13 protein-coding genes are annotated in these 16,085 nt (G+C 51.5%); 8 read left to right on the top strand and 5 right to left on the bottom strand.

Features of this window, described 5'->3' with window-relative positions:
• The first annotated feature begins 38 nt into the window (after positions 1-38).
• Entirely contained in the window at positions 39-752 is a 714-nt protein-coding gene (locus ACX9GU_RS11250) for an RNA ligase family protein (RefSeq protein WP_473194802.1), read from the top strand.
• A complete protein-coding gene (locus ACX9GU_RS11255) occupies positions 740-1,855 on the top strand; it encodes an AAA family ATPase (RefSeq protein WP_473194803.1) in 1,116 nt (371 codons plus the stop codon). Before ACX9GU_RS11250 ends, ACX9GU_RS11255 begins: the two co-directional genes overlap by 13 nt.
• A gap of 81 nt (positions 1,856-1,936) precedes the next feature.
• Here ACX9GU_RS11255 and ACX9GU_RS11260 read toward each other — a convergent pair whose 3' ends face one another.
• Positions 1,937-2,515: a YiiX family permuted papain-like enzyme gene (locus ACX9GU_RS11260; protein ID WP_473195159.1), complete on the bottom strand. Its 579-nt coding sequence runs from the start codon at positions 2,513-2,515 to the stop codon at positions 1,937-1,939.
• 277 nt (positions 2,516-2,792) lie between these two features.
• On the opposite strand from ACX9GU_RS11260, the gene ACX9GU_RS11265 reads away from it, so the two are divergent.
• The 4 genes from ACX9GU_RS11265 to ACX9GU_RS11280 all read left to right on the top strand — a co-directional run bounded on the left by ACX9GU_RS11265 (position 2,793) and on the right by ACX9GU_RS11280 (position 6,703).
• Positions 2,793-4,697 (top strand): methyl-accepting chemotaxis protein, encoded by a 1,905-nt coding sequence (locus ACX9GU_RS11265; protein ID WP_473194804.1) that lies wholly within the window; start codon positions 2,793-2,795, stop codon positions 4,695-4,697.
• A gap of 239 nt (positions 4,698-4,936) precedes the next feature.
• On the top strand, positions 4,937-6,082 hold the full coding sequence (locus tag ACX9GU_RS11270; RefSeq protein WP_473194805.1) for a transglutaminase domain-containing protein: 1,146 nt from the start codon (positions 4,937-4,939) through the stop codon (positions 6,080-6,082).
• Positions 6,054-6,416 (top strand): mercuric transporter MerT family protein, encoded by a 363-nt coding sequence (locus ACX9GU_RS11275; protein WP_211135987.1) that lies wholly within the window; start codon positions 6,054-6,056, stop codon positions 6,414-6,416. The genes ACX9GU_RS11270 and ACX9GU_RS11275 overlap by 29 nt, the downstream gene beginning before the upstream one ends.
• Positions 6,413-6,703: a heavy-metal-associated domain-containing protein gene (locus tag ACX9GU_RS11280; RefSeq protein ID WP_202671369.1), complete on the top strand. Its 291-nt coding sequence runs from the start codon at positions 6,413-6,415 to the stop codon at positions 6,701-6,703. The genes ACX9GU_RS11275 and ACX9GU_RS11280 overlap by 4 nt, the downstream gene beginning before the upstream one ends.
• Positions 6,704-6,706: 3 nt before the next feature.
• Here the strand turns inward: ACX9GU_RS11280 and ACX9GU_RS11285 are convergent, their stop codons facing one another.
• A complete protein-coding gene (locus tag ACX9GU_RS11285) occupies positions 6,707-8,488 on the bottom strand; it encodes a hybrid sensor histidine kinase/response regulator (protein WP_473194806.1) in 1,782 nt (593 codons plus the stop codon).
• Positions 8,485-9,117, bottom strand: a complete 633-nt coding sequence (locus ACX9GU_RS11290) for a LuxR C-terminal-related transcriptional regulator (RefSeq protein ID WP_473194807.1) — start codon at positions 9,115-9,117, stop codon at positions 8,485-8,487. Before ACX9GU_RS11290 ends, ACX9GU_RS11285 begins: the two co-directional genes overlap by 4 nt.
• Positions 9,118-9,610: 493 nt before the next feature.
• Between ACX9GU_RS11290 and ACX9GU_RS11295 the strand changes: the two genes are divergently transcribed.
• Complete coding sequence (locus tag ACX9GU_RS11295; protein ID WP_473194808.1) at positions 9,611-12,985, top strand: autotransporter outer membrane beta-barrel domain-containing protein; 3,375 nt, start codon at positions 9,611-9,613, stop codon at positions 12,983-12,985.
• Between the two features lie 103 nt (positions 12,986-13,088).
• On the opposite strand, the gene ychF is transcribed toward ACX9GU_RS11295, so the two are convergent.
• Entirely contained in the window at positions 13,089-14,180 is a 1,092-nt protein-coding gene (gene ychF, locus ACX9GU_RS11300) for a redox-regulated ATPase YchF (RefSeq protein WP_473194809.1), read from the bottom strand.
• A gap of 915 nt (positions 14,181-15,095) precedes the next feature.
• On the opposite strand from ychF, the gene ACX9GU_RS11305 reads away from it, so the two are divergent.
• A complete protein-coding gene (locus ACX9GU_RS11305; protein ID WP_473194810.1) occupies positions 15,096-15,341 on the top strand; it encodes a hypothetical protein in 246 nt (81 codons plus the stop codon).
• A gap of 25 nt (positions 15,342-15,366) precedes the next feature.
• Here ACX9GU_RS11305 and pth read toward each other — a convergent pair whose 3' ends face one another.
• Positions 15,367-15,957, bottom strand: coding sequence for an aminoacyl-tRNA hydrolase (gene pth / locus ACX9GU_RS11310; protein ID WP_065685599.1), 591 nt, complete (start codon positions 15,955-15,957; stop codon positions 15,367-15,369).
• Between the last annotated feature and the right edge of the window lie 128 nt (positions 15,958-16,085).

Below are 16,085 nucleotides of genomic sequence, written 5' to 3' on the forward strand. Positions count from 1 at the left end.
TGATGGGGCAGGCCGATAACCCAATAAGAAGAAAAGAAATGGAAACACAAAAATATGGTCGGACGTACCATTATCCGTTCTCACCGGGAACCACCAGTGACGATCGGATTAATAAACACTATTGGCAAGACATAGGGTTAATCCCCTCACTGATCCATACGGAAAAGCTCGATGGTGAGAATAACTGCCTGAATCGGTATGGCGTATTTGCGCGCTCCCATGCGGCACCAACGGTTTCTGCCTGGACGCGCCAGATCCGCCAGCGTTGGCAATTGATTAAAAGTGACCTGGGCGATATCGAACTGTTTGGGGAGAACCTGTATGCCACGCATTCGATCGAATATCGTGGCCTGCAACAGGACTTTTATCTATTCGCCGTGCGCTGTAAAGACATGTGGCTGAGTTGGCAAGAAGTGCAGTTCTACGCGGCATTATTTGATTTTGCCTGTGTGCCAGAAGTGGTGAAGGAAGTGCCGCGCCAGACGGAACAAGAATACCGTTCGGCAATACTGGAGCTGGTGGGGGGAGTGGGGAGTTTTGCGCCGCACGACGTGCATACCGGCTTGCCATGCACCATGGAAGGGGTTGTCACCCGCAATGCGGCTGAATTCCCGGTGGATCAGTTTTCCCATAACGTATTTAAGTACGTGCGTAAAAACCATGTGAAAACCGATCGCCACTGGAGAGTGAATTGGCAACGAGCGCGTATGGCGTATGAGTTTCAGCAGGAGGATAAACCATGTGGTGCTTAAGTGAAGACAAGCAGTGGGGCAGGCTGGTGGATAAATTCCGCTGGGTGGCCGACATGCATCAGGTGCCACAAGATCCTCGCCATCATGCGGAAGGCGATGTGGCAATCCATACCCAGCTCGTACTGGCGGCACTGACCGAGTCTGCGCAGTTTTTGGCATTGCCAGAGCAACAGCAGGAGCTGGTTTGGGCTGCCGCATTGCTGCACGATGTAGAAAAGCGCAGCACCACACGGGTTGCCGACGATGGTTCGGTGACCTCACCCAACCACGCTAAACGCGGTGAGCTGACCACGCGCTCGATCCTCTATCGGGATATCGTTACGCCGTTTCAACTGCGTGAACAGGTTGCGGCCTTGGTGCGCTTTCATGGTTTGCCGTTATGGATCATGGGGCGACCATCGCCGGAACGGGCGCTGTTATTAGCGGCCCTCCGGTTAGATACACGGTTGCTGGCGATGTTGGCACGGGCAGATGTGTTGGGGCGTGAGTGTGAAGACCAAAACGGCCTGCTGGATAATATCGAGCTGTTCGAACTGTTCTGTCAGGAACAGCAATGCTGGGGGCAAGCGCGTCCTTTTGCGAACGATAACCAACGTTACCATTATTTGACGCATCCGCAGGCTAGTGTAGATTTTGTTCCCTACGAGCAATTTCAGAGCGAAGTGACGTTACTTTGTGCGCTGCCGGGAATGGGTAAAGATCGCTATATCGCGCAGCATGCCGCTGGGCTTGAGGTTATCAGCCTGGACAATATTCGCCGCCAACACCGGTTGTCTCCTACCGACAAAAACGCGACCGGCTGGGTTGTGCAGCAGGCCAAGCTGCAGGCAAAAACGCTGCTACGGCGGGGCGAACCTTTTGTCTGGAATGCCACCAATATTACCCGGCAGTTGCGTAGCCAGTTGGTTGAGTTGTTTATCGCCTATGGCGCAAGGGTGAAGATTGTTTACCTGGAAGTACCTTACGCCCAATGGCAGCGGCAGAATGCCGAGCGGGAATACAGCGTACCTGCTGAGGCGATGGCGCGGATGCTGAGCAAACTGGAGATCCCTCAGGCGGACGAGGCGCACGAGGTGGAGTTGCGTGTACAGGACGCAAGTTAACCCGGAGCTGTTGTCAGATGCGGACCTACTATGTAGCACATACAGTCCCCTATCCATGTGGATGGGGGACGTCACCGTAGATTAATTCGCGATCACCGTGACCAACAGCGGTGATTCAAACATCGCCTTCGGCGAAATAACCGACCCCTCCCACGGGATTTGCGTTCCGTAGCGCTCTTTCAGTTTCTGCTGTACGGCAGGAGCACCAAAGTTAAATTCACGCACTTTTTGCAGCTTGCCGATTTGTATCCCTAGTGCGCGATCGTAAATCTTCCACACCAATTCCGAACAATATAGCTTCTCATCTGACCAGGAAAACTGCATGTCGTAGGGCTTCCCGGCAAAGCTTTTAACCTGCTGGCGGATTTTTAGCTGCGCGGACGGCGTCATCATTTGCTTGGCGTTCTTCAGGCGTTTAACGACAAAATGCTTTTTCTCTCCCCGCTCGATCCAGGCGGCCAGCGGGGTATATTTTACCGTCGATACCGCTTCGAATACGTAAGGCTTGCCATCACGCAGCACAATAATGCCCATATGGCTGTAACGAGAGCCGGTGGCCTGCTGTATCGCCAGGCTCTGTGCCGAGCGGGAGGTGTGGAAAATGATGTCACCATCCTGCACCGCAGGTAGCTCGCGAGCTTGGCTGACCAGCACGGTCATCAGGCCGATGGTGAGAAACAGAATAGCCAACAGGCGTTTGGTAAAAATCACGTTCAATTCCTCGAAGTTAGAATCTGGCGAGTTTATCGGGGCTGTGTGAAGTGAGGATGAAGTGGTAGAGCAAAGGAGGGAGTTGCATTGGCAGTCCTGATGCTTTAATAAAAATAATGTTATTTATCAATGCAATAATAACAACCCTATCATTGTGGTTAAAGGGTGCTTCAAGCAGGCCGATAGCTGTTCTATTGATGTTGTCACCTAAACAGGACGAAACCGGATGTTAGGGATCTACCGTATATCGATGAGAATGAAGCTTTTCATTGCTCTGTTTCCACTGCTACTGGCTTTATGCTGGTTTGCCGGGTCGGGTATGAAAACCCGTATCAATACCGAACGTCAGATGGATGTCATCGTTCAGCTAACGGCAATTGCGCGTGGTGCAGGGGATGTCGTGCATGAACTGCAAAAAGAGCGTGGTATGAGCGCAGGTTACCTGGGCTCTGGCGGTGGGCAGTTTCGCGCTGAACTAGCGGATCAACGTAAACTGACCGATGCGGCTATGGCGAAATTTAGCCAACTGTTATCTAAAACCGATCGCAGCGCATTGGAAGGGATTGATACATCGGCGATTCAGTTATTTAACGACCAAACCCAGTTACTTGGTGAGGTGCGTAATAACGTCAGCAATTTACACACCGCGGCGCCACAAGCCATTGGTTTCTATACTAAGACCATCGCCCAAGTGCTGGATTTTGTCGGCGGTATTGGGCATTTGACGACATCGGGCAAAATCGGCCAAGAATTGTCAGCGTATTACAGCCTGCTTAACCTGAAAGAACAGTCGGGAATAGAGCGAGCATTACTCTCCGGGGTTTTCTCTAGCGATCGTTTTGGTAATGGGCAATTCCGCCAGTTGAGCGATGTGGTGGGAAAACAAGAGGCCTGGCTTTCTGCGACTCGTCGTTTCAGCACCGCGGAGCAGGCGGCGGCGCTTGATGGCGCATTACGTTCTACGTCGGCAACTGATGCCCTTAAGTTTCGTGAGATTGCGCTCGATAAAGTCGCAACCGGTGGATTCAAGGTTAATCCTACCGATTGGTTCAAGGCTCAGACTTTGCGCATTGAAGTGCTGCGTCAAATAGAGAATCAAACCGCTGACACGTTACAAAAGCATGCTGCAGAGTTGTCACGCACGGCACGTAGCGAATGGATAACTTTCCTGTGTATCAGCTTTCTTTCCCTGGCAGTAGCCTTGGCGATAGCCATCGTCGTTGCGCGGAGTATCCATCTGCAACTGCAAGGAACGCTGAAAACGATTGGTGAAATGGAGGGGGATTTGACCCAACGCCTTAGCGTGCCGGGTAGTGATGAGTTGTCAGCACTGAATCATGCCTATAATCAATCCATTGAAAATATTCAGCATATTGTTAAAGAGATTAAATCCGGCTCGGAGATCCTTCACCATGCTAGCAGTGATATCGCCGCTGGCAATCAGGATTTGGCGCAACGTACCGATGAGCAGGCGGCATCTATCGTTGAAACTGCGGCCAGTATGGAACAAATGTCCACGGCGATCTCCCAGACTGCAGATAACGCCCGCGAAGCTGAACAACTCACGCTGGCGATGGAACGCGATGTCATGCAGGCGAATCGTGTGGCGAATGAAGCCAGCCAGAGCATGTCGGAGATCCGTAATTCTAGCGAGCAGATTGCGCGTATCGTGGCCTCTATTGACGATATTTCTTTTCAGACCAATTTGTTGGCGCTCAATGCTGCGGTAGAAGCCGCTCGAGCTGGCGAGTCTGGAAGGGGATTTGCGGTGGTAGCGAGTGAGGTGCGTAACTTATCCCAACGCTGTGCTAAAGAGGCAAGCCAGATCCGGGAGCTGATTAATCAAAATATGGAAAAAATTGCGCAAGGCGTCGCCCGGGTTTCGGCTTCGGGGGTCGCACTAAAAGCGGCAGCAGATAATTCAGGACTGATGAAACAATATGTTAGCGATATTGCTCAGGCTGCCAATGAACAATCATTGGGGGTGGGGCAGGTTCATCTGGCTTTAAATCAACTTGAACAAGTCACACAGCAAAATGCGGCTTTGGTTTCCCAAGCGGCCAGTGCCAGTCAGGTACTGGATAACCAAGCGGCAGCGATGACCCAATTAGTGAATCGGTTTATCGTATAATCTTCTCGTTGCAAGGGCGGTGGGAGTAATCCCGCCTCCGACTCGAACGTTCGCTTCTTAGCGTATTTTTATTATTCTTGAGACGTCTCCACTTTCCCGCATGCCGTTTACCGTATATTCCCTGATGTCTTTTTGCGTAAGCGGTATGTCGTTTTGTGCTGCCTGGGTGCATACTATTGCCCTCCCAAAGGCGGTGGGCAAGGCTTTGGCGCTATCTGATAATAAAAAAAGGAACGGTGATGGAAAGGCGTAAATTTCTCAAGGGTGCGGCAGCGTTATCTTCTTTTGGGCTGATAAGCCCGGTCTGGTCTGAGTCGCGTAAAACGGATATCCCGGCGTCAACCTGCGTGGACAACAGAAGACGTTTTGTGATGACACAAACGTATCAACTGAAAGCGCCAGCAGGCTCAGAAGGTAAGGCCAATCTGTGGATCCCGGTCCCCGTGGACACCGCCTTCCAGCAACTGAAGCACATTTCTTTTTCTGGCAACTATCAGCAGGCCTACCTCACGGCGAATAATACCTACGCAGCCAAAACGTTGTTTGCTTCCTGGCCGGATTCCAAAGGCCCGATGGAACTGAAAGTGGAAATGCTGATTGAAACCTTGGACTGGGAACAGCTGAAGAGCAACCAACTGGCCGAATGGCACCTCCCGCAAACCGATCTGGTGTTCCCTGCAGAGATACAACCCTATCTTAACGCGACCCCACATATCCCGGTGGATGGACTGGTGAAAGAAACGGCGTTGAAAATTATAGGCAGTGAGAAATCCCCTCTGCAGCAGGCGAGGCTAATTCATGAATGGGTAAGAACCCATATGCATCGCGACGATGCGGTGATTGGCTGCGGGACCGGTGATGTGGGGCAAATCCTTAAGGCCGGCAAGCTGGGCGGGAAATGTACCGATATCAACTCCGTGTTCGTCGCGTTGTGCCGTGCCAGCGGGATCCCCGCGCGTGAGATGTTTGGTATTCGTCTGGGCGCATCCCGCAAGCTGGGGAGCTATTCGAAGAAGGCATTTGGCAGCGCTGATGAGCAAGGCGTGGCAAAAGTCAGCGGCGGGCAGCATTGCCGGGCGATGTTCTGGCTGGCAGGTTTCGGCTGGTTGCCGGCCGATCCGGCCGACGTCACTAAAATGCGTCTGGCAGAGAAAAAAGAAAACGGCGATGCCGCCGTTGAAGCCGTCAACGATTACCTGTTCGGCAACTGGGAAATGAACTGGGTTGGTTTTAACTACGCCCGTGATTTCGCGCTTTCGCCAGAGGCAGAGCAGGGTGACCTCAATAACTTTGGTTACCCCTATGCTGAAGTGGATGGCGACCCGTTAAACTTCTACGATCCGGCCGAATTTAGCTATGACTATGTCTCTGTCGAACAGCGTTAAGGGCAGCGTAGTGACGCTGCTGGCGGCTCTGCTTGCCGCCGCAGCATCGACGCTCTGCTGTCTCGGGCCGTTGTTGTATCTGGTGTTTGGTATCTCTGCCGCCGGGCTCACTGGGATCCCGGCGCTATCCTGGCTGCAGTGGCCCATGATTATTGTGGCTATCGGATTGATGCTGCGAGGATTTTGGCGGCTTTACCTGTCGCCACGCCCGGTCTGCGTGAACGTCGTCAGCCGTCGGGTACTGATTTGGCTTTACTGGTTGTCGGTACCTTTGCTGTTGGCGTTGATGACCTACCCCTACGTATTACCTTGGATTTGGGAAATGATGGAATGAAGAAGCGCATTTTTCTGCTGTTGGCTCTGGTGCTGATGGCGCCGCGTCTATGGGCTGAAAACCAGAAAGTCACTATTGATATCAAAGCCATGACCTGTTCGCTTTGCGTCATCTCCATCAATAAAGCATTGCGCTCGACTGACGGGGTAATTAAGGCCAAAGCCTCGCTGAAAACGCACCAGGCAGAGGTGATTGTGCCCGAGGGTTTTGATAATCAGCTATTGCTGACGGCGATTACCCGTACCGGGTATAGCGGCGAAATCCAGAGCGTGGCGCCAGCCCCGTAGTTTTTACTCAGCATTTAGCCATTGTGAAAGCAATGCATGAAGCTGTGAGGGTTCCAGTGGTTTATACAGCACCATATAACCCTCGCTTTCCGCCTGCTGCAATATCGCTGAATTAAACTCACCGCTTACCATCGCACCACTGGCCTGCGGGAGCCGGTGGAATAACTCCTGCAAAATGTCGAAGCCACTCTCACCCGAACGCAGGCGCTGATCGCACAAAATCGCCTGGGGAGAAAAACCACTCTCAAGCACGGCAAACGCCTCTTGTGCTGAGGCTACACAGCGAACCGTTACGCCCCAGGCCTGCATCAGGCTGATCCAGGCGGAGGTGACCAAGGGATCGTCATCGACCACCAGACAGGTACCGGACAGCGCCCGATGCGCAACCAGGAAGGGCTTTTGCTCCGGGGCTAGTGGAACCATGGCGGTAACCGTGTTGCTGGCTGGCAGACGCAGCCAAAAACGTGAGCCTTTGCCTTCGATCGAACTCATCGCACACTCTACTTTCATCAGCTTCGCACATCTTGCCACCACAGACAGGCCCAACCCATGTCCGGCGCTGTCTATTCGCCAGGCAAGATCAGAGCGATAGAAGGGTGAGAAAATCTGGGATGTTTCGGCATCGGCAACACCAATCCCCGTATCCCATACTTCCAATAACCAATCCTTGCCGCGTAGACGAACCGCGATCAACACCCCACCTTGTTGGGTATAACGTAGTGCGTTGTGCGTCAGGTTGATTAACGCCTGCTTGATCAATGAGAGATCGCCCAATGCCACGCAGCGTTGCCGAGGAAGCCTTGAGCGCAGGGTCAAACCTCGGTTATTCGCATCTTCACGAAATAGCGTGACGATTGACTCGACTAACGGTGCTAAATCCACTTCGGTCTGGGGAACATTGACGGCTTTATTTTCAATGATGGTCAGGTCCAGCAGCGAGTTGAACATTAAATGCAAAGAACGCACGCTTTGTTGCAAATCATGAAGTTGTGGATGTAACAGGGTATCGCGATTCTGATGGATGATCGCCTCAATCAAAAATCCCATCGCGTGGATAGGTTGACGAAGGTCATGGCTGGCGGTAGTCAGGAACAGATTTTTATCCTGCAATGCCTGTTCAGCCTCCTCTTTCGCCAAGCGAAATTGCTCAGCCAGCAGGATGCTGTCCTCTTCCAATTTGACCTGCTGAAGGTAGAAAGCATGGGAGGTTAAAGCGTGGCGATAAATAGCAAAGCCATACAATAGGTTCAGCATCACAATGATTGGCCAGATCTCACCGTATCGCCAGGGGATTAATAGCAACAAGATCCCCCAGCAACTGATGAAAAACCGTTGGAATGCGCCCAGCAGCGGGGTCAGGTGTGTGGCGTTGGCTGCAACGATTGCGGCTATGCTGATATTGAGCAGCAGAATGAAATCAAAGGAGGGGTTTATGGCCGTCACTGCCATCAGTGATGACAAGCCGATGCCATGCAGCAATGCCAGCCGATTGACCCAAGGCAGCCACTGGGCCAGCATGGCGGTTTCCGTTGCCATACTCAGCTTGCGGCGATAGTGGCGATGGCATAACAAGACAATCAGGGAGGCTAAAAAGTACAGCGCAATCCAACAGACGATCGGGGTTAACGGTAAGCTCAACTGATAGAGCCAGATGGCAAATACGATCCCGACGAAAGGGACCGCATAGATGCTGAATACCAACCGTGCCAACACATCGTTCAATAACCGGAGCTGCGAGTGTGGGTTGATGTCTTGCGTGGTTTTATCACTGATTGGGTTAATCATGGCGTGAAACGACGCCCCTGTAGCAACGTAATGGCTTCGATGCGGTTGGTGACGCCCAGCTTGCTAAGGATACTGGTAATATGCTCTTTGATGGTCGGCTCAGACACGGCCAGCGCGAGGGCGATACGTTTATTTGAGAAGCCGCGCAGCATCATCGCCAGCACTTCTGTCTGGCGTTGGGTTAGCCCGAATTGCTGCTCGTGAGTGGTTGATGAGGGGCAACAGGCCAATTCTGAGCTACCTGGAAACCAGAGTTGCCCATTCTGTAGCGCGGTAACGGCAAGATGGAAGGTTTGTGGTGAGTCGTGCTTGTGAACGAAACCGTGCGCCCCTGCCTCCCGAGCTTTATGTTGCACCTGGTTATTTTCATCCCCGCTGATGGCCAGCAGGCGAATATTGGCGTCCTGCTGTAGCAACTCTTTAATGAGGTGGAGTGCCGTACCATCAGACAGCCAGAAGTCCAGCACCAACAGGTGGGGGTAGCCGTACTCTGCGATGTGGCTATTGCACTCTTTGCGGCTGGCAGCAACATACACCCGCTTGTAACCGCAGTGCGTGTTTAAAAAAACGGCAATGCCATTCGCTACCATTGGGTGATCGTCAACGACCAAAGCATAGGGCTTACTCACGTCACTTTCCTTTTGTCACCAATGTAACGCCTGCATTGTCCTAGCATGCCAGAGTTTGTTGCTTACCTAAACTAGCAACACGCCTTTCTTAAGTAAACCCTACTTTGGTAGGGTTCGTTCGCCAAGCACCTCACCACGTTGGGCTGCATGCTCACCATTGCCACTTTGGTAACCATCTAACCCTACTTGGGTAGGGTTGTAGTTGTTTCATTTGCTAAATACTATTTGAAAGCATGAATAACAGACTATTGAGAGCAGTGAGTATATTGACAATGCTCACGTTATTTCCCACATATTGCAATATTTAATCTTCAGTGGGCTCTTGAACGCAATTTACCATAGAGATGGAATACTTCGATTTTTCAGAATAACTAACACCACTAGGGTTTTTATTTCAATAAATAATTAAGACGATTTTTCCCTATTTTCATTCAAACATCACTTTCCTAATAACCCCTGAGCGCTGATTAAACTCATTGGAGGAGTTTTTCGTATGAATAAAATTTATCGTCTGGTACGCCAACGGCATACTGGCACTTTGATCCCCGTTGCTGAATTTACCCGCGCTGGTGGCAAATCCGCCCAAAACCGTAAAGTCGGAGTGACTCCCAGTTTGCTTCTAGCGATGGCAGGTCTGGTTGGAGCCGTTGGAAACGTAGGCGCGGCTGAAATCGTGATTGATGGTGGTACAGAAGAGACCGTACCGGGCACCAAGCCTGATGGTTGGAAAACGGGTAACCGCGTTGATCTGGTGATTGGAGACACCGGTTCAGGCAAGTTAACCGTCAGCGATGGCGCCAAGGCAACGACTGTGGGGGCTGGCTATCTGGGTAGAGAAGCTGGCTCTGTCGGCAGTGCTTCAATATCAGGTATCGACTCGCGTTGGAAACTCTACAACTACGATCCCCTCTATGGCCAGGATCTGAAGGTGGGAGTAGGTGGCGAGGGTGACGTTTCCGTACTTGACGGTGGAACGCTGGACGTTTCATTTATTGAACTAGGCGTGAAGAACGGTGCTAAAGGGGCGTTGACGATCGCGGGCGCAGGTTCGCAATTATTAGGCCATCAGGTGATTGTTGGTAAGCAGGGCGTGGGTGAATTAACCTTTTCTGACGGCGGCAAATTCCGCCTGGATACCTTCGATAAGGTGAGCGTGGGCCATGATGCCAGTGGCGAAGGGACCATCAATGTCGACGGCGCCGGGAGCGAACTGTATTACGACATGTACGGTTCTTCAAATATCTATGTGGGCTACGCCGGTAAAGGCGTAATGAACGTGACCAATGGTGGCAAGGCTGGAGCACAGCAACTCAGCATTGGCACAATGGCCGGTGCCTATGGCGAGCTTAATCTTTCAGGAGCCGGTTCGATAGTGACCTCCGGCGGTGTCATTGTGCGGGTTGGTGAAAAAGGCGAAGGAAAGGTCAGTATCACCGACGGCGCACTACTCAATGGCCGTGGCTCTGGCAGTTATATTGGCGATAGTTTCGGTGGGAAAGGGACCGCGCTGGTTTCGGGGAATGGATCAACCTGGAAGGCTGCAACGCTGACCGTAGGCAACAGCGGCGAAGGACAGATGGACATCATCGACGGCGGCAGCGTCGAGGCAAGCCTTATGCGTATCGGTGCGCGTGTTAATAGTCAGGGCAACGTGCTGATCAGCGGGGCGGGTTCCTCAATCAAAGTGACCGGGCTTGACGTTGGTGTGGATGGCGTCGGCAGCCTGACCATCGCCAACGGTGCGCAGGTGACGAGCACGGGTGGAAAATTTGACGGTCTGGCTATCGGTGAGCGTGAGCTTTATACCGGTACTGCACCTGCAAGCGGTACGGTTCTGGTCAAGGATGAAGGCACGCTGCTATCGGCCGGATATATCAATATCAGTGGGGATAACGGCGATGGCATCCTGACGGTCACTGATGGTGCAGTGGTCAAAGTGGGCAGCGAAGGCGTACTGCGGGTCGGTAACAGTACCTTTTCCGGTAGTAGCTCGGTTAAACAGGCGGTGCTGAATATCGGTACTGGCGGTAAAGCAGGTATTCTGGATACGCCAGGAGTCTACGTGCATAGCCGCGGCATTTTAAATCTCAATTACACCGATAATCAGGATTTCTCTGCCAACCTCAATGGTGCTGGGGTGATCAATCATCTGGGAACTGGGGTCACCCGCATGATGACCACGGATAATATTTTCAGTGGCACCGTCAACGTTGTTGCAGGCACCCTACAGGCTGGGGTAGCCACTGGATTTGGGGCTAATCTCTTAAGCCCTGCCGTGTTTAACGTAGGCAACGCAGGAAAGCTGGATCTGGCGGGTTTCAGTTCTATCTTTAGCGGGCTGAGTAATGCGGGAACAGTAAGTCTAGGCGGTAATGGCCAGGCAGGGACGACACTGTCATTGGTTTACTCTATCTTTGGCGGCGGCGACGGCAGCTATACAGGCGAAGGCGGTACGCTGCAGCTGAATACGGTACTCGAGGGGGATGATTCGGTGACCGATCGCCTGGTGATCACCGGCAGCAGCAGTGGTCAGTCGTGGTTACAGGTCAACAACGTTGGCGGGCAGGGCGCGGCAACGGTTGAAGGTATTGAGGTGATCAGCGTTGCCAAAGAATCTGACGGTGTGTTTAACCTGCAAAAACCGGTTGTCGCAGGTGCATACGAATATCTGCTGCATAAAGGGGGGAAACAGGATCCTGCCGACGGCAACTGGTACTTACGTTCTGAGGCGGTTAGCGTGCCCGAAATCCCTGTGCCAGAGACTCCTGAGCCTGAAAAACCGACACCAGAAAAGCCGAAGCCGGAGACGCCTGAACCTGAAATACCGACTCCAGAAACCCCAAATCCAGAAACACCTAAGCCAGAGATCCCTGAGCCTGAAAAGCCAGGACCGGTCACACCGCCGACCAGCGGTAAACCTTCTCTGCTACGTGTTGATGCTGCCGCCTATCTGAATAACCAGAATGCCGCCGTGCATATGTTCGACCATAGCCGCACTGATCGTCTTGGGGAGCCTGGATTTGGCGCCAGAGGCAAGGACGGGCAGGGCGCGGTCTGGATACGTGCCCAGCGTAATAATCTGGATGCTGGCGTGGTTGGCGAGCAGTTGTCGGTCAAGACGGACCTCGACGTCATGCAGATTGGTGGGGAATTACAACATGCCGTTGGTGAAGGCCGATTGCATACTGGCTTGATGCTGGGCTATGGCAGCGCCGACACCAGGGCGACTTCCGATCTCAGCGGGCGTGATGCCAAAGGTAAAGTCACGGGAACCAGCGTTGGCATTTACGGGACCTGGTATCAGAATGCGCAAGCACCAAGCGGGCTCTATCTGGACAGTTGGCTGCAATATGGTCGCTACGATAACGAGGTCAACGGCAGTGGATTGGCGCAAGAAGAGTATAAGTCCAATACCTGGAGCGGATCGTTGGAATTGGGTTATGCATTAGCGCTGTATGAAGGTGCAAGCCGCGGCCTGTATCTGGAGCCTCAGGGCCAGGTGATCTTTACCCGTTATAGTGGCGATGCCCACACTGAAGATAACGGCACCCAAATTGCGGCGCAGCGTAAAAATCAGACCACGACTCGTCTTGGTGTCCGGTTGTTTAGTAACTCAGTGGATCCTGCGGCCAATCAGATCCAACCGTTCCTGCAACTGAACTGGTGGTCGGGTGGTAATGACGCTGCGATCGAGATGAACGGAACCAGGGTGAATCACAAACTGGCTGATAATGTTTACGAGGCTAAGGCTGGCGTCCAGGTTGAACTGGGCAAGGGCTGGAGTACCTCCGGTAATATTGGCGTCCAGGGGGGCAAAGATGACTTCCGCGACGTTAATGGCCAACTGGGGTTGAGGTACAATTTCTAGATTCAATCAGTTGAAAATGAAAACCCACGCAATTGCGTGGGTTTGAAGTTTGTTCACCAGCGGCATGACTCATTGTGAGATGTCATGCGACGAGTAAAATGATTTAGACGTTAAACAAGAAGTTCATCACATCGCCATCTTTAACGACGTAGTCTTTCCCTTCTGAACGCATCTTGCCGGCTTCTTTGGCACCTTGCTCACCCTTGTAGGTGATAAAGTCTTCAAAGGCGATGGTCTGCGCACGGATAAAGCCTTTTTCAAAGTCGGTGTGGATTTTACCGGCCGCTTGCGGGGCAGTAGCACCAACCGGAATAGTCCAGGCACGCACTTCCTTCACGCCAGCGGTGAAGTAGGTTTGCAGATTGAGCAATTCATAACCTGCGCGGATCACGCGGTTCAGACCTGGTTCTTCCAGACCCAACTCAGCCATAAATTCAGCGCGGTCTTCATCTTCCAGCTCTGCGATGTCGGATTCAACAGCGGCGCAAACCGCGACCACTACGGAACCTTCTTCGGCAGCAATCTTGCGTACAACATCCAGATACGGGTTGTTCTCAAAACCGTCTTCGTTGACGTTGGCGATGTACATGGTTGGCTTCAGGGTCAGGAAGCTCAGGTAGCGGATCGCGGCTTTATCTTCAACAGTCAGATCCAGCGCACGCAGCATACCGGCGTTTTCCAACTGTGGCAGGCATTTTTCCAGTGCAGCCAATTCGGCTTTTGCGTCTTTATCGCCGCCTTTGGCTTTCTTCTGCACACGGTGAATGGCGCGTTCGCAGGTATCAAGATCGGACAGCGCCAACTCGGTGTTGATGACGTCGATATCGTCTGCCGGGTCCACTTTGTTATTCACGTGAATGATGTTGTCGTTCTCAAAGCAACGTACCACGTGGCCGATGGCTTCGGTTTCACGGATGTTGGTCAGGAACTGGTTACCCAGGCCTTCACCTTTGGAAGCCCCTTTTACCAGCCCTGCGATATCAACGAATTCCATGGTGGTAGGCAGAATGCGTTGTGGTTTGACGATCTCGGCCAATTGATCCAGACGTGCATCGGGCATCGGTACCACGCCGGTATTGGGTTCAATGGTACAGAACGGGAAGTTGGCCGCTTCAATACCCGCTTTGGTCAACGCATTGAACAGGGTGGATTTGCCAACGTTAGGCAGACCGACGATACCGCATTTGAATCCCATGTTTATATCACCTTAAATATCTTGACTATCAACAGGTTAACATTAGCCTGCTGCATAAAGGACGAAATTATCCCGCCATTATACACGTAATGGGCAGTTATCTCGATCTGCCCGTTGCTGGCGGTACTACCCGAGGCCTTCCTTACGCTGCTTATGCCCGGGTCGGCTCAATTAAACGCTGGTAGAGGTGTTCAGCGGGCACGGTACAGACCCAAGTTGAGCACATCCGGCAATAGGCCATAGAACGCTAATAGCGGAGATTATTCAGGGTATTTGTTATCAGATATTTAGCAATATAGCTGAGGTAATGTTTCTTTTTAAATACATGTTTAATTATAAAGGCACTTTTTGCCTAGGGTTATTCTGGGCTTTGCTGTTCCCCATCCAATGTACGACCTGACAACATATCATAATAAAAGCTGGCGGATCACAGCGGGTAAAGAGTTACAGAACGTTAAAGCTCAAGACGTAACTTGTCTTATGGTGGGTTATCTATATAGGCTGGGAAATTCATTAGTTTTAAGCTGAATTATGTTTTAAATATGATTATTATTTGATCTGTTTATCGGCCTATAGCCGGGTTTTTAAATGGCTAATTGTTTTATCATTATGTTTTTATTGGCGTTTGTTATTTTCTAGGATTTTTCTTTGTATTAAGCCTAAATAGTTAATGTATTTAATGCATGGTTGTGATTGATTTTGATTGCATAAGACTTATCTGCTTTATTTAAAAGAATTATCCTATGCATAAACTAGGATATTACCAGTAATACCTAAGTAATGTCTTAATTATATTGAGGTATGTCGAGATAGGTAACGATAAATTTAGCTGCAAGTATTGTTGCGCGTATTTTTTTAAGATATTATCCGCGTAATATTCGCTGTGCTATTTGAATTCAAGGAGGGATTTATTCCATGAATGGAATTGATGTGCTTTCTGCACCGATTTTATTATTACTTTCAGTTATTTCTTTTATTATTCATTTCCGCAACGAGCGGAAGAAGAGCCTGATTGAGCGGCCTTTTTTCGCTGGAAGTGCGGATTCAAAAAAGAAAACCATGCCGGATGAGGTTGATGTTGCCATGCAAAGCAGTGTGGAGCCGTGCTGTACCCGTAAGCTCTGCCGCTATTGCCCGATAAGTAGCAGGCCAAGCAAGTGATAGTCACATTACTTGGCCTTACCGCTTAGCTAGTCGCTTTAAATGCATGTAAACGATTCATGGCTTTAGTCATACCTTCCTTCAGCAAGATCTCTGTGCAACGTAACGACTCATCGATGGCATCATCAATCAGCGTTTGCTCTGCAGCTGGCGGCTTACCCAGCACAAAGCCTACCACCTTGTTTTTATCACCTGGGTGGCCGATGCCAATACGCAAGCGATAAAAGTTTGGGTTATTGCCCAGCTTGCTCTGGATATCCTTCAGGCCATTGTGGCCACCGTTGCTGCCACCTAATTTGAGTTTCGCCACCCCTGGTGGCAGATCCAACTCGTCGTGGGCTACCAGGATCTCTTCCGGCAGAATGCGGTAGAAGGTAGCCAAGGCGCCAACGGCTTTGCCACTCAGGTTCATAAAGGTGGTAGGAACCAGCAGCCGAACGTCGTTACCGGCCAAATTCAGGCGTGCGGTGTAACCGAAGAACTTACTCTCTTCCTTCAACGGCTGGTTGTGGCGTTGCGCCAGTAGGTCAACATACCATGCGCCGGCATTGTGCCGTGTCTGGGCATACTCTGCGCCCGGGTTGGCCAGGCCAACTATCAGTTTGATACTGCTCACAAGAGATTCACTATGCTAGAAAAATGGAAAGGGCGTGCCCGTTGCCTTCCAGGTTGCAATCGCCTGAGGTTTTACAGCGGCACAGCTCGAAATTTATAGGCCGTTAGTGTACCTGCCTGCGTGCAGAA

This window comes from Serratia sp. K1WW1 (assembly GCF_055790865.1).

Excerpts from the sequence above, each read along its gene's own strand:
- ACX9GU_RS11250 (WP_473194802.1), top strand. The coding sequence starts at position 39 with ATGGAAACACAAAAATATGGTCGGACGTACCATTATCCGTTCTCACCG.
- ACX9GU_RS11255 (WP_473194803.1), top strand. The coding sequence starts at position 740 with ATGTGGTGCTTAAGTGAAGACAAGCAGTGGGGCAGGCTGGTGGATAAA.
- ACX9GU_RS11260 (WP_473195159.1), bottom strand. The coding sequence starts at position 2,515 with ATGACCGTGCTGGTCAGCCAAGCTCGCGAGCTACCTGCGGTGCAGGAT.
- ACX9GU_RS11265 (WP_473194804.1), top strand. The coding sequence starts at position 2,793 with ATGTTAGGGATCTACCGTATATCGATGAGAATGAAGCTTTTCATTGCT.
- ACX9GU_RS11270 (WP_473194805.1), top strand. The coding sequence starts at position 4,937 with ATGGAAAGGCGTAAATTTCTCAAGGGTGCGGCAGCGTTATCTTCTTTT.
- ACX9GU_RS11275 (WP_211135987.1), top strand. The coding sequence starts at position 6,054 with ATGACTATGTCTCTGTCGAACAGCGTTAAGGGCAGCGTAGTGACGCTG.
- ACX9GU_RS11280 (WP_202671369.1), top strand. The coding sequence starts at position 6,413 with ATGAAGAAGCGCATTTTTCTGCTGTTGGCTCTGGTGCTGATGGCGCCG.
- ACX9GU_RS11285 (WP_473194806.1), bottom strand. The coding sequence starts at position 8,488 with ATGATTAACCCAATCAGTGATAAAACCACGCAAGACATCAACCCACAC.
- ACX9GU_RS11295 (WP_473194808.1), top strand. The coding sequence starts at position 9,611 with ATGAATAAAATTTATCGTCTGGTACGCCAACGGCATACTGGCACTTTG.
- ychF (WP_473194809.1), bottom strand. The coding sequence starts at position 14,180 with ATGGGATTCAAATGCGGTATCGTCGGTCTGCCTAACGTTGGCAAATCC.
- ACX9GU_RS11305 (WP_473194810.1), top strand. The coding sequence starts at position 15,096 with ATGAATGGAATTGATGTGCTTTCTGCACCGATTTTATTATTACTTTCA.